Here is a 12,519-nt window from a genome sequence, read left to right as displayed (position 1 = left end):
CTCGATTGCTTCTTTCAAATACGGACGCCGTATCAGCGTGCGTCCGTCAGCGCCACACGCAGCACGAGCGGTTGCGCCATCCCGCGTGGCGGCGCCATGCCGATCTCCCTGCCGGCAAACGCGGCGTGCAGCGCGGCATCGAGCGCAGCCTGACCGGCCGCCGCGCTGTCGATCCGCGTCACCCGCCCGCGCCGGTCGAGCCACGCGCGCACCGGCAGCACGGGCCCGTCGTCGCCGGCATCGGCCCGCGCGTCGGCCCAGCGTTCGATGTCCGCGCGCAGACGGCCCGCGGCCGCATCGTCGCCATCGAGCGCCGCCTGCAGCCACTGCGCGACGTGTTGCGCGTACGTGCGCCACGCGGCAGGCGCGTCACTCGCGGCCGTCGCGTCGGCTCGCGTGCGGCCCGGCAGCAACGCGCGCAGCGCGGCACCGAGCCGATGCGCGACGATCACGATTGCGCGGCCGCTTCGATGGAGGCGGCCGTGGCGCGCGGCTCGCCGGCCGCCGCCCGCGCCGCCGCTTCCTGCTCGGCCATCGCGGGGCGGTTGCGCAGGTGCAGCAGGAATTCCTGGATCAGCCGATCCCACAGCTCGACCGTCGAGCGCAGATAGCGCTCGGACACGCCGCCCGCGACGACGACGTCCATCTCCAGCGCGAGAAACTGCCCGTGGCTCGCGAGACGCGCGAAGCGCTTGGTACGGTTCCAGTCCGCGACGAGTTCGGCCGGCAATTCGCCCTGCACTTGCAGCACGCACGACAGCGTGTAGTCGATGTACGGCAACGCGGCGAGCGGCGTGTCGGCGCCCTGCGGCGCGAGCGGCGCCGCAGGGTTGCCGAAGCGCACCGCGAAGCCGATGCCCTGGCTCGCGCTCATCAGTTGCACCGAGCCGTTCTGCTCGGCGGCCGTCACGCGATAGCCGGCACGGCGCAGCACGTCGGCCAGATGGTCCGCGCTGATCGCTTCGATCGGCGCGTCGTGTGCCGCGCGTTCGGCGCCGGCGTTCGGTTGCTGGTCTTGCATGTCGAGGTTCTCCCTGTTCGATGAATCGATGGATTCCAATGCGGCATCGGGCGGCACGCTCACGGCGCGCTCGCCGCCGATGCCGGCGCTGCTGCCGCGGCGGTCGCGCGCGCGGCCGGATCGTACTTTCCCGCATACAACGCATCGCCGTAGCGCTGCGCGAGATCGTCGTACTTCACGCGCGCCGACTGTGCGAACGGCTGCCTCGACGCGAGGAACGTGCCGATCCCGACATGCTCGTACGCATCGAGAATCTCGTGCCCGACGCGATACAGCTCGGCATTGTGTGCCTGGCAGGTTTTCAGTTGCGTGTCACGCGCGGCGACGTCCTTCTGAAGTTGCGCGTGCTGCGCATCGCGGGCGCGCGACACGGCGAGCAAGTCCTCATAGGACGCCTTGTATTTCGCGAGCGACCTCGCGTCCTGCTCGCGGCCGGCCCGCTCCTGCGCGAGCGCGCGCTTCGCGGCCGCCTCGGCGCCCGAGTCGCCGCGCGCCGCTGCAAGCTGGCCCTGCATCGCCTTCAGTTGTGCGAGCGCATCGTCGCGCTGCTTCTCGGCCGCCGCCTTGTCGCTCTGCAACTGCGCCTGGCTGTCCTGCAACTGGCGCAGCTCCTGCACGGTCGAGCGCAGCTGGCTGCGCAGCTTGTCCTCGATGCTCTGCGCGTGCGCGCCGACGGCCGCGAACAGCAGCGCGGCGGCGGCGGCCGCCGCCGGCATCGTGCGAGTGATCGTATTCATGCGCGGCTCCGGTCAGAAGCGAGCATTGAGCTCGATCTGCAGCACGTCGATCGACACCGGCGGCCCGTACACTTCCTTCGAGCTCAGGTAGCGGGCCGACACCCACGTGTCGCGCGCGACCGCATAGGCTGCGCCGATCACGTAGCCGCGTGCGTTGGTGCCGCCGAGATGGAAATCGGGATCGTTGAACGCGTCGAGCACGGCGTCCGGCTGCAGGTACTTGTACGCGATCGAGAAATTCCACTGGCCCTTCTCGCGCGGCTCCGGCTCGCCGACCGTCGCCTTCGCGAGGAAGCCGTTCGGGCCGCTGCGATAGTCGGCGCGCGTCGCATTCACCGACGTCGCTTCGTAGTTGTTGACCGGCAGCGACGCCGCCGCGAACGCCTTGTTGTCGTTGTACGCGAGGTTGCGCACGTATTCGCCGTCCAGACGCAGCTTGAAGCGGTCGGCCACGACGGTATCCCACTGCGCCTTCAGGTCGAGCAGCCGGTAGTTGTACGCGAGCCCGAAGAGCTGCGGCTGCGGCGTCATCCCCGGCGCGAGGTTCGGATTTTGCACGATGTTGCGCAGCGCGATCAGCGTGTTGCCGCCCTGCATGAACGCGGGCGCCTCGTTGTCGGTGCTGCAGTTGGTCGCGCCGAGATACAGCGCGCACGGCGACGACAGCGTGCCGCGCATGTTCTGGAAGTCGTAGTACGCGACCGCGCCGCGCAGCCGGTTCTTCGCGTCGATCTTCCAGTCGGCGCCGAACTGCGCGCCGAACATCCATTTCGTGTCGCTGCCGGCCTTGTCGGTGCTGTTCGACGGAAAGTTCTCGCTCGTGTACTGGATCGGGAACACGCCGAGCGTGCCGAACAGCGTGACGTCCGGATTCCACGGCAGCGCATGGCGCAGGTTCGCGGCGAGCCCGTCCATCATCAGGTCGTCGGCGAACACGAGATCCGACTTGAAGAATGGATTGTCGAAGCGGCCGGCCGTCACGTTCAGCCACGGCGTCGGCTTGTATGCGAAGAACGCCTTGTTCAGCCAGATGTTCTTCTTCGCGAAGCCGCCGCCGGCGGTGGCCGTGGTCGACACCGGCCCGTTGTCGTTGCCGCTCGCGAGCTGGATGCCGGCCGTCATTTCGTCGGACAGCGTCGCGGTCACGCCGAGCCGCGCACGGTAGCGCAGCAGGTTGTTGCGGTTCTGCGTGGTGTTCTGCGTCGGCAACTGCGTCGTGTTGGTGTTCGGGTTGATGTCGAACCCGTTGCCCTGGTTGATCGCCGCGAAGTTCGTGACGTTGTTCGCGTTGCGGCTGCCGTAGAAGTGATACTCGTCGCGCACGCGCAGGTCGCCGTCGAGCTTGATCCGCGACACCCAGTCGGGGAACGTGTTCGGCTGCGCCCAGTTCTCGGCCTTCGCCTGTGCGATCACTTCCTGCTTCACCTGGTCGCGGATCTGGTCGCGCACGAGTTGAGGCACGTACGGCACCGCGACGTCGCCCGGCTGCGTCGGCGGATTGACCACGCCGCCCGCGACGACCGGTGCGCCCGACCCGCGCGCGGCGCGCGCCTGCACGGCCTCGGTGCGCGCTTCGCTGATCAGCTCGTTCGCATTCTGCTGCGTGAGCACGCCGCGCTTGACGAGCAGGTTGATCAGGTTGATCACCACGCTTTCCGTCGGCGCGGCCTTCCCCGATGCCGCCTGCGCCTCGAGCGATTGCGCCTGTGCGACGGACGCGCACGTCAGCCCCAGCGTCAGCACCGCCGCGCCGACGCGCGACAGGCGCGCGGGCGGCGCGCCGTTGCAGGGCACCCCGCCCCGTCCGTTCATCTTCCGAATCATCGAAGCACTCCGAACAATTTTCGTTTCTTTTCCGGCAGCATCCGTGCGACGGACCTGCCCCATGATTCTTTCGTGGTCTCTCTCGCGCATCGTCATGCCGGCTTGCGACCCTGAAGCTTGACGAGCACCGGGTACGACGTCGCCGGCGGCGGCACTTCGTCGACCTTGCCGAGCGCCTCGACCGCCGCAACGACCGCCGCGTCGATCTTCGCGTCGCCGGTCGACTGCGCGACCGTCACCTTCGTGATCCGCCCCGACGCATCCATCCACAGGTTCAGGCTGCCGGCGAAGCGCGCGCCGCCGGCCTCCTGCACGCCCTTGTCCTGTTCGATCGCACGCTGCAGCACGTACACCATGTACTGCGCGTAGCTCGCGTTGCCGAACTTGCCGCCCCCGCCGCTGCCGACCATTCCCGAGCCGTCGCCCGCGCCGATGTTGAAGCTGTCGGTGCCGGCCTGCGCCGGCGCGTTCATCGTCATCTGCTTCGGCTGGTTGTCCGACGGCTTCGGCGCCTCGGACGGCTTCGGCGCGATCGTCGGCCGGTCGACCGGCGTCTTGACCTCTTCCTTCACCTTCTCGGGCGGCGGCTTCTGCTTCGGCGGCGGCGGGGGCGGCGGCAACGGGATCACCGTCGTCACCTGCGGCGCACTCGCGCGCTTCACGCCCGCGGTGTCCCCCGCGAAATGCCAGATCAGCGCGGCGAGCCCGGCGAGCACGAGCGCGATCGCAACCGGCTTCACGAAGCGGCCGGGGCCTTTCTGCGGCGGGCCGCCGTTGTAGGTCATTTCCATCGCGTCAGCCGCCCTGCTTCGCCTTGCCGGTCACGAGCCCGACCTGCGACAGGTCGAGCCGGCGCAGCAGGTCGAGCACGTCCATGACCTTCTGGTACTGCACGGCCGCGTCGCCCTTCAGCACGATCGGGAATTCCGGATTGGTCGCCTTCTCGGTGCGCAACCGGCTTTCGAGCTCGTCCATCGTCACCGGATACGCGTCGAGGAACACCTGCCCCGAATCGGCGACCGTGATCGCCTTCGTCTTCGGCTTCGCGAGGCTCGCGGACGAGCTCGCCTTCGGCAGGTCGACCTTGATGCCCTGCACCGACGCGGTCGTCATGATGATGAAGATGATCAGCAGCACGTACGCGAGGTCGAGCATCGGCGTGATGTTGATGTCGTCGTACGGCTTGTCGTCGTCCTGAACCTGCATGGTGGTCTCCTGCGTGCGGTCAGTCGGCCAGCACCGCGTGGTCGGGCGCGCGATGCGCTTCGGCCAGGCGCGTGACGAATTCGTCGACGAACACCTGCATGTTCGCGGTCACGTTCTTGTTGCGGATCAGCAGGTAGTTGTAGCCGAACAGCGCGGGAATCGCGACGAACAGGCCCGTGACGGTGGCGAGCAGCGCGGCCGCGATACCCGGTGCGATCGCGTTCACGTTCACGTCGCCGGCCGCCGCGATCGCCGCGAACGTGATCATCACGCCGACCACCGTGCCGAGCAGGCCGAGGAACGGGCCGCCCGAGATCGCGATCGTCAGCAATACCATCGATTTCGACAGCCGCTGGTTCTCGCGCACGAGCGTCGCGTCCATCGACGCGCGGATCGCCTCGATCGATTCGGACGTGATCACCGTGCGGCCGTTGCCGTCCACGCGGCTGTGAATTTCATGCACGCCGGCCTTGTACAGCCGGTACAGCGACGACTGGTACAGGCGCCGCCCTTCCGCGCTGCCTTCGTCGACGTGCGCGAGGCCGACCAGGTGACGCCCGGCCACTTCGCGGAAACGCTGCACGAAATACTGGTTCGCCTTGTCGACGGTGCCGACGTAGCGCGCCTTCGTCCACATCACGATCCACGACACGAGCGCCATCCCGAGCAGGATCGTGATCACGACCCACGCGTCGACGGTCACCGACTGCACGATCACGCCGAAGTAGCCGAAGCCGAAGCCCGACTGCTTCTCGTCGGCGCCGTACGCGACCAGCTTCGATTCCGAGCCCTGCGCGAGCGCGTCGACCGCGATCGCGGCGGGCGAACGCGCGATCTTCGACAGGCGCAGTTCGTCGAGCGCGCCCGCATACGCGGCGAAGCCGGCCGGTGCGCCGGGCGCATCCGCGCCGATCGTCGTCACGCCGTTCAGCGCGGGCAGCGTTGCCGCGACCTGCGACACCTGCTTGCCGTTCACGTAGACGGTCAGGTTCTTGCCGTCGGCCGTCACCGCGACATACGTCCACTGGTTCGCGGCGACCGGCGAGGCGGCCGGCGTGCGCACCGGCGCAGGATTGCCGGCCGCGCCCTGGACTTCCGCGAACGGCACGCCGTTGTCGAGGCCGATCAGCAGCGCGTTCGCGCCGTCGCGGCGGCCGTACAGCAGCGTGTTCGGCGCGAGCGCCGACGGCTTGACCCATGCGCTGAACGTGAAGCTGCCGCCGGCCGGCACGTTCAGCGACGGGCTCGCCGGCAGCGTCAGCGACCCCGTGCCGTCGAACCGCGCGCCCTTGCCGACGATGCCGTCCTCGATCGTGCGGAACGACGCGTTCTGCGCGTGGTTGCCGTACGCGGTCGCGTCCTTCGGCGGGGCGCCGGCCGCGCCGTTGAAGTGATAGACGAGCGTGTAGTCGGGGTCGAACGTCTCGGCCGGCTTGCCGCCGTCCGGCGCCTTCTTGTTGCCGTAGTACATCCAGATCGACTCCGCGGCGCCGGCCGGCATCTTCGGCACGTCGACCCAGATCAGCGCGACGCCGAGCACCGGATCGTATTGCTCGACATGGAAATTCAGCGGCGTCTTGTCGTCGGCCGCGACGAAGCGGATGTCGGCGCCGTTGTCGGCCAGCCCGTCGAACTGGAAGTTGCCCGAATGCAGGCGAATCAGCAGCGGCACGCGGCCGGCCGATTCCGCGAGGTTCGCGCCCTTCGGGCTCGCGTCGATCGTGATCGCCTTTCGGTACGACCAGTCGTTCTGCCACCATGCGTTCGCGATGCCGGGCAGCACGCCGAGCATCACCGCCAACAGGAAAAACAAGACTCGCTTCACGATCCACTCCCCGAATGGGCGGGCGCCGCGCTCGTCGCATCGCCCCGCCACGATCAAAAAATCCGTCAGAATCCCAGCCTTACGTAGAAATCGAACCGCGGGCTGTACTGCCGCGTGTAGACGCCGGCCTTCAACGGCCAGCCGGCCTCGAAATCCGCGCTCGCGTATTTCATGAGCTGCAGCCGCGTGCCGACGCCGACGCTCATCAGGTTGAAGCGCGACGTCTGCTCCGGCAGCGGGCTCAGCAGCCACAGGTGCGCCGCGTCGAAGAACGCATGGAAGCGCCATTCGTTCACCCGACTGCCGACCGCGCCGCCCAGCCACTTCGACAGCGACGGGCTGCGCAACTCCAGCGACGCGATCACGCCGCTGTCGGCCGTGTCCTCCGCCTGCATATAGCCGCGCACGCTGTTCATCCCGCCGGCGGCAAACTGCTCGCTCGACACGAGCGGCGAATTCGAGATCTGGCCGCTCACGTGCGCATTGGCCTGCATGTCGTTCGCGAAGCGCTGCGTGTGATTCACGTCGAACTTGCCGTACACGAAATCGGGCGTCGCGTTGTAGCGCTTGTTGTCCCACGCGCCCCAGTCGCTGCCGAGGCCGCGGATGTTCGTCGTCAGCGACGCGGAGAACGACGTCTGCGAGTTCTTCAGGCTCAGCTGGCCGTTGTACGACAGCGTCACCGGCACGTAAGTGAGCGGCGCCGTCGAGCCGCCCTGGCCCGGCAGCGACACGTCTTCGTCGTAGTGCTTGCGGTCGATCTCGATGCTGACCGTATGCGCGTAGGTCTCCGTCGCCGGCAGCGAATAGATCGCTGTGAAGCCGTAGGTAGTGCCCTTGCCGAGCACGTTGGTGTTGCCGACCGACGCGACGTTGCTGTCCGAATGCACGACCGTCGCGAGAAAGCTCCAGCGCGAATCCTTGATCGGCGCGAGATACGAGAACGCGTAGACGCGCGCATCGTTCGGATGCTGCGGCGCGATCACGTAGGTGCCGGAAATCACGTGGCCGAGCTGCCACAGATTCGAATAGCTGAGGCTCGCGGTCGTGCGCAGCGCCGACGTGCCGGGGCTGTTGTCGTTGTTCAGTTCGAGCGAGCCGTGCAGCGGGCTGTGATCGTCGACCTTCAGGTCGACGTCGACCGTCTGCGGCAGCGCACCCGGCTTCAGCACCGGAATCACCTGGCGGTCCGCCGAGCGGTTCAGGTCGGTGAGCTGCTGCTGGGCCTGGTTGAAATCGGGCACCTTGCCTTCGGCCAGCGCGGGCACCGCGTCGCGGATGTTCTGCGGCGAGTTGTATTGCGCGCCGTCCACGCGCAGACGACCGACCTTCGCCTCGGTCACCTGCAGCAGGATCACGCCGTTCTTCACCTGCTGCTGCGGCAACTCGACGACGACCGACTGGTAGCCGCGATCCTGATACGCCTTCTGCAACGCATCGCGGGCTGCGTTCACGTCGGCGAGCGTGCGGCCCGGCCCTTCGAACGGATACACGGCCTTCTCGATCTCGAGCGTCGGCAACGTCGTGTTGCCGCGCACCACGAAGGCATTCACGTCGAACGACTGCGGCGCGGCGGGCGCCGCCTTCGCGGCCGGCGCGGCAGCGTCCTGCGCATGAACGCCCGGCGCGACGCTCAAGCCCCCGGCCAGCACGGCACCGGCCAGGCATCGGCCATTCAGCCGCCATCGTTCGCGTGACTTGCGGTCTACTCTCGGCGGCATGCGCCATTCCCCTTTGTTGTTCCGGACCGCAGCGAAGCCGTCGCGACCCCGTCGCTCGCCCCGCTATCAGTTGCCTGTTTCACTTTGATGACGATTGATTCGTCATCCTTATCATGATCCGCGCAATGCTTTTCATGCCGTCGATCCGAACTCAGCCGCGATGCGTCGGCGTCGCCTGCGCATCCGCTTGACAACCGAACTGCGTCACGGCGAACTGCAACAGCGCATCGACGCACGTCGCGAGCGATGCGCGGCCGGTATCGAGCGTGAGATCGGCTTTCACCGGCGGTTCGTACGGCGCCGACACACCGGTGAATTCCGGCAGCGCGCCGCACCGTGCCTTCGCATACAGCCCCTTCGGATCTCGCGCCTCGCAGCACACCAGCGGCGTGCTCACATACACTTCGCGGAACGCCGGCCCCACGATCGCTCTCGCCGCATCGCGCATCGCCTCGAGCGGCGAAATGACCGCGACGATCGCCAGCGCGCCGGATTCGCTCGTCAATGCCGCGACTTCCGCGATGCGCCGCACGTTTTCGAAACGATCCTGCACCGTAAAACCGAGATCCCGATTCAGCCCCGTGCGCAGCCGGTCGCCGTCGAGCACCACCGGATGCATGCGTCGTTCGCGCAGTCGCGCCGCTACCGCGTCGGCCAGCGTCGTCTTGCCCGCGCCGGACAACCCGGTGAGCCACAACACCCCGCCGGCCCGCCGTGGCGACACGCGCCGCTCGTCGCGGGGCACGTCTACCGATAAGGACGAAACGACGTCGGGAAACCCGCAACGATCGATCTTCATCGCGCGCGCTCCGCCGCCTTCGCGGGTTCGTCGTCCTCGCGCGGACGCGTCTGCCAGAAGCCGCCCTGCATCGTCACGATCGACGGCGTCTCGGCCCATTGATGCGGGCTCAGGATTTCGGCACGCCGCACGTTCGGGATCACCTGCACGTCGAAGATCTCGTCGACGCCGTTGAAGAACTGCAGGATGCCGAGCACGTCGCCGGTGTTCGCGTCGAGCGCGGCGACCCCCGCGACCAGCGCATCCGATTCGCTTTCGATCGGCAGCCCCTGCGGGCCGCGTTTGTCGCGCAACTTCGACAGCCCGACGAACAGCACGCCCCCGTATTCGGCGAGACCGTGCGTGAAGCCCGGCAGTTTCGCGAGCACGCGCCGCGCGCCCGACTGCGGATCGATCTGCAGCACGTGGCCGCGGCCGCCTTCGAGCACGTGCAGGCGTCCGCCGATCACGCGCGGCGAATGCGGCATCGACAGCCCCGATGCGACGATCCGGCCGGACGGCACCTCCATCACGATGCCGCCGTCGGCCATCCCGCTGCGCCAGCCGAACGGCTCGTTGCTCATGCCGAGCGCCGTCGCGAACCGCACCTTGCCGTCGGCGAACGCCATGCCGTTCAGGTGGCAGCGATCGTCCGGCGTGGTCTCCGTCACGAACGGCGGCTGCCAGATCGGCGTGAAGTTGAAATAGCCGTCGATCACGCTGATGCAGGAATAGCGTGTGTTGACCGCGAGCACGACGTGCTTGTCGAACGCCATGTCGTGCAGGTCGAGATCGCCCGTGTAATAGGCCATGCGCGGCACGAACATCGCGTCGTAGTGATCCGGTCGGGCCGGATAGTGCGGCGCGAGCGTCGATACGTTCGCGAACACCATCAGCTCGTGCATCGTCGCGATCGCGAGCCGCTTGCCCGACACGGCCATCCCCATCGAGCGCGGCAACAGGCACGCGGACAGCGTCGGCACGCCGTCGTCGACGCCGATCACGGCCACGCCGGACGGGCGGCGGCTCACGGCCAGCGAGCACCCGAGCGCCTCGAGCACCTGCAGGAAGCGCCCGGTGTCGCGCAGGTTGATGACCGGCGACAACGCTTCCGCCTGCCGCGCCGATACGTCGTCCGTCGGCGCATCGGTTTCGCCCGCCGGCCGGGTTTTCTCGAACTGTTCCACTGTCATGCACCTGTCGGCTTCACGCCGCCTGATGAGAAAAAATGCCCGCTTGCCTGCCGGCCCGTCGCCCGGTGCACGCGCATCGGTCGCGAACGGTGCCGCGTACGGCGCACCAAGTCGCAGCTCCCACCTACCTAGACGGAATGAAGCGCGCATTGCCGCAATGTTTTTTGCGTGACGTCGACCGATCCGCCGGCACGGGCAGCGGTCGACGCAAGCGGCCTGCATGCGTGCAGCCGCTCGCCCGCGCGAGATGCGGCGCATGACCTTGCGTGGCCCCCATTTCGTATACATGTCGTTGCCAGGCCGACGCGCGGCGCGTCGGCGGCCCGCCGGCAAACGAGTCGCCGTCCGGCCGGCCCGCGAGCGAAAACGCGACGGCCAGCGTGCGGCCCGACAATCCTCCGGTTTCAACCGGGAAGTTTTTGTGACATTCGACTGAAGATATTCACGAAACACGCGCGAAACACGGGGTGTGATCGTCGGGACCGTTTACGCCGCACCGCAAGCCGCGAGCACGTACGAAATCCTGCGGCTTGCAGCCGCTCGATTCGTCCTAGCTATTGAGAACGGAACATGTCAACGACAGGACACTTCATGTCATTCGCCACGATGCTCGTCCGGTGGCTCGCCGGGCGGTTGGCCGGTGCCGCCGGCATGCCGGGCCAGCTGCATCCGCGCGCCGCCGCTCGTGCCGCGTCGAATCCGCCGCTGCGCTGGCGCTCGCCGTGGCTCGCGTGGCAACTGCTGTCGTGGTCCGTGCTCACGCTGCTCGCGCCGCCGGTCTGGACGATCGGCACGCTGCTGCTGATCAATCCGTCGAGCGATCAGCCGCTGTTCTGGGCGCTCGCGATGGCGATCGTGCCGGTCGCGAACGGGGTCGCGATCGTCGCGACGAACCAGCGGCATCACCGCACGCCGTTCACCCGCCGCCCCGCGGTTGCAGCCCACACGTTCGCGATTGCGATGACCGTCGGCTGCACGCTGTTCGTGCTGCTGCTGTGGCGCTCGCACGCGATCGCCGACCTGGTCGGCCCGCTTGCCGACGACGGCATGCGCCCCGCGACGCTCGCGTGCTGGGTCGCGGGGCTCGCCGCGCTGTTCGGCGTCACGTCATCCGCGCATGCGAGCATCGCGCATGCGTGGATGGCGTTCGAGGTGTGAGCGCGCCGCGCCGACACTGCGGAGGGGCACGCGGATGCATCGATACGGGACGGGAAGGACGGCATGCGCACCGCGCGAACGCGGCATCGCGATCGTGACGGTGCTGCTCGTCGTCGCGCTCGCGGCCACGCTCGCGGCCAGCGTGCTGTGGCGCCAGCAGGTCGCGACGCGCGACGTCGAGAACCAGCGGCTCGCGACCCAGACGATGTGGATCGAGCGCGCGGCGGTCGAATGGGCACGCGCGACGCTGCGCGCGCAAAGCGCGACGTCGAACGTCACGTTCGTCGGCCAGCCGTGGTCGGCGCCGGTCGCCGACGTGCAGCTCTCGGACCTGCTGCCGTCCGACGCGCTGGCGGTCAATGCGGAGCTGTCGCGCGCGTGGATCTCGGGCAGCGTCGAGGACGCGCAGGCACGCTTCAACCTGACGAACCTCGTGTCGCGCGCCGCGCCCGGCAAGCCGTGGCAGTCCAACGGCGAAGGCGTGCTGGCGTACCGGCGCCTGCTCGGCCAGTTGTCGCTCGATCCGGCGCTCGCGCAACCGACGGCCGACTACATGCTGCGCTCGCTGCGCGACGCGAACGGCCCGGGCGGCTGGCCGCTGCAGCTCGTGTCCGTCGACGATCTCGCACGCATTCCCGGCTACGACGCGCATGCGATCGAAGCGCTCGCGCCGTACGTCACGATCCTGCCCGACCTGACCGTCGTCAACGCGAACACCGCGACCGAACCCGTGCTCGTCGCCGCGATCCCGACGCTGTCGGCGAGCCAGGCCAAGCGGCTCGTCGACCGGCGCGCGACCGCCTACTTCGTGAGCACCGGCGACATCGCCGAATACCTGCTGCCCGCGCAGGGCGGCAACCCGACATTGCCGGACGGCGCGGCCGTCGGCGTGAACAGCGGCTACTTCATCGTGCATTGCCGCGTGCATTCGGCGCGGATCAACGCGCGCGTGGACACGCTGATCGCGCGCTACGGCAGCGGCAATTTCGCGTGGACGTCGGTGATCTGGGTGCGGCGGCTGACGAGTTGAAGCCGGATGCGGCAGAGACGGGCGCG

At 68.3% G+C, this 12,519-nt stretch carries 12 protein-coding genes; 2 read left to right on the top strand and 10 right to left on the bottom strand.

Annotated features, from left to right (window positions below; all coding sequences use genetic code 11):
* Nucleotides 1-32: 32 nt before the first annotated feature.
* The 10 genes from WS96_RS24465 to WS96_RS24420 all read right to left on the bottom strand — a co-directional run bounded on the left by WS96_RS24465 (nucleotide 33) and on the right by WS96_RS24420 (nucleotide 10,305).
* The gene (locus WS96_RS24465; protein ID WP_257128054.1) at nucleotides 33-452 is read right to left on the bottom strand and encodes a hypothetical protein; all 420 of its coding nucleotides are present in this window, start codon (nucleotides 450-452) and stop codon (nucleotides 33-35) included.
* The gene (locus WS96_RS24460) at nucleotides 449-1,021 is read right to left on the bottom strand and encodes a YbjN domain-containing protein (protein ID WP_059836020.1); all 573 of its coding nucleotides are present in this window, start codon (nucleotides 1,019-1,021) and stop codon (nucleotides 449-451) included. Before WS96_RS24460 ends, WS96_RS24465 begins: the two co-directional genes overlap by 4 nt.
* A 59-nt stretch (nucleotides 1,022-1,080) precedes the next feature.
* Entirely contained in the window at nucleotides 1,081-1,758 is a 678-nt protein-coding gene (locus WS96_RS24455) for a hypothetical protein (protein WP_059836018.1), read from the bottom strand.
* Between the two features lie 12 nt (nucleotides 1,759-1,770).
* On the bottom strand, nucleotides 1,771-3,582 hold the full coding sequence (locus tag WS96_RS24450; RefSeq protein WP_059836016.1) for a putative porin: 1,812 nt from the start codon (nucleotides 3,580-3,582) through the stop codon (nucleotides 1,771-1,773).
* Between the two features lie 92 nt (nucleotides 3,583-3,674).
* Nucleotides 3,675-4,373, bottom strand: a complete 699-nt coding sequence (locus WS96_RS24445; RefSeq protein WP_059822071.1) for a TonB family protein — start codon at nucleotides 4,371-4,373, stop codon at nucleotides 3,675-3,677.
* 4 nt (nucleotides 4,374-4,377) lie between these two features.
* A complete protein-coding gene (locus WS96_RS24440) occupies nucleotides 4,378-4,788 on the bottom strand; it encodes an ExbD/TolR family protein (protein ID WP_027780971.1) in 411 nt (136 codons plus the stop codon).
* Between the two features lie 19 nt (nucleotides 4,789-4,807).
* Nucleotides 4,808-6,613 (bottom strand): DUF2341 domain-containing protein, encoded by a 1,806-nt coding sequence (locus WS96_RS24435; protein WP_059836471.1) that lies wholly within the window; start codon nucleotides 6,611-6,613, stop codon nucleotides 4,808-4,810.
* Nucleotides 6,614-6,678: 65 nt separating this feature from the next.
* A complete protein-coding gene (locus tag WS96_RS24430) occupies nucleotides 6,679-8,334 on the bottom strand; it encodes a ShlB/FhaC/HecB family hemolysin secretion/activation protein (RefSeq protein ID WP_257128053.1) in 1,656 nt (551 codons plus the stop codon).
* A gap of 151 nt (nucleotides 8,335-8,485) precedes the next feature.
* Nucleotides 8,486-9,133: an adenylyl-sulfate kinase gene (gene cysC / locus WS96_RS24425; RefSeq protein WP_059836014.1), complete on the bottom strand. Its 648-nt coding sequence runs from the start codon at nucleotides 9,131-9,133 to the stop codon at nucleotides 8,486-8,488.
* Nucleotides 9,130-10,305 (bottom strand): TIGR03032 family protein, encoded by a 1,176-nt coding sequence (locus WS96_RS24420; RefSeq protein ID WP_059836012.1) that lies wholly within the window; start codon nucleotides 10,303-10,305, stop codon nucleotides 9,130-9,132. Before WS96_RS24420 ends, cysC begins: the two co-directional genes overlap by 4 nt.
* Nucleotides 10,306-10,896: 591 nt before the next feature.
* Here WS96_RS24420 and WS96_RS24415 point away from each other — a divergent pair.
* Together WS96_RS24415 and gspK are read left to right on the top strand one after the other, a co-directional pair.
* Complete coding sequence (locus WS96_RS24415; RefSeq protein WP_059836010.1) at nucleotides 10,897-11,463, top strand: hypothetical protein; 567 nt, start codon at nucleotides 10,897-10,899, stop codon at nucleotides 11,461-11,463.
* Between the two features lie 34 nt (nucleotides 11,464-11,497).
* Nucleotides 11,498-12,493 carry a type II secretion system minor pseudopilin GspK gene (gene gspK, locus WS96_RS24410; RefSeq protein ID WP_059836008.1) on the top strand — a complete coding sequence of 332 codons (996 nt, stop codon included), beginning with the start codon at nucleotides 11,498-11,500 and terminating at the stop codon, nucleotides 12,491-12,493.
* Nucleotides 12,494-12,519 lie beyond the last annotated feature (26 nt).

This window comes from Burkholderia sp. MSMB1835, assembly GCF_001526365.1.
In the GTDB taxonomy this organism is placed as follows: Bacteria; Pseudomonadota; Gammaproteobacteria; order Burkholderiales; family Burkholderiaceae; genus Burkholderia.
Note: the sequence above shows the minus strand (reverse complement) of the source record. Positions and strands in the feature narration are given on the sequence as shown.

Bases quoted from the DNA above. Each gene is read 5' to 3' on its own strand.
- WS96_RS24430 (WP_257128053.1), bottom strand. From the start codon at position 8,334: ATGCCGCCGAGAGTAGACCGCAAGTCACGCGAACGATGGCGGCTGAAT.
- WS96_RS24445 (WP_059822071.1), bottom strand. From the start codon at position 4,373: ATGGAAATGACCTACAACGGCGGCCCGCCGCAGAAAGGCCCCGGCCGC.
- WS96_RS24460 (WP_059836020.1), bottom strand. From the start codon at position 1,021: ATGCAAGACCAGCAACCGAACGCCGGCGCCGAACGCGCGGCACACGAC.
- WS96_RS24450 (WP_059836016.1), bottom strand. From the start codon at position 3,582: ATGATTCGGAAGATGAACGGACGGGGCGGGGTGCCCTGCAACGGCGCG.
- WS96_RS24455 (WP_059836018.1), bottom strand. From the start codon at position 1,758: ATGAATACGATCACTCGCACGATGCCGGCGGCGGCCGCCGCCGCCGCG.
- WS96_RS24440 (WP_027780971.1), bottom strand. From the start codon at position 4,788: ATGCAGGTTCAGGACGACGACAAGCCGTACGACGACATCAACATCACG.
- gspK (WP_059836008.1), top strand. From the start codon at position 11,498: ATGCATCGATACGGGACGGGAAGGACGGCATGCGCACCGCGCGAACGC.
- cysC (WP_059836014.1), bottom strand. From the start codon at position 9,133: ATGAAGATCGATCGTTGCGGGTTTCCCGACGTCGTTTCGTCCTTATCG.
- WS96_RS24415 (WP_059836010.1), top strand. From the start codon at position 10,897: ATGTCATTCGCCACGATGCTCGTCCGGTGGCTCGCCGGGCGGTTGGCC.
- WS96_RS24420 (WP_059836012.1), bottom strand. From the start codon at position 10,305: ATGACAGTGGAACAGTTCGAGAAAACCCGGCCGGCGGGCGAAACCGAT.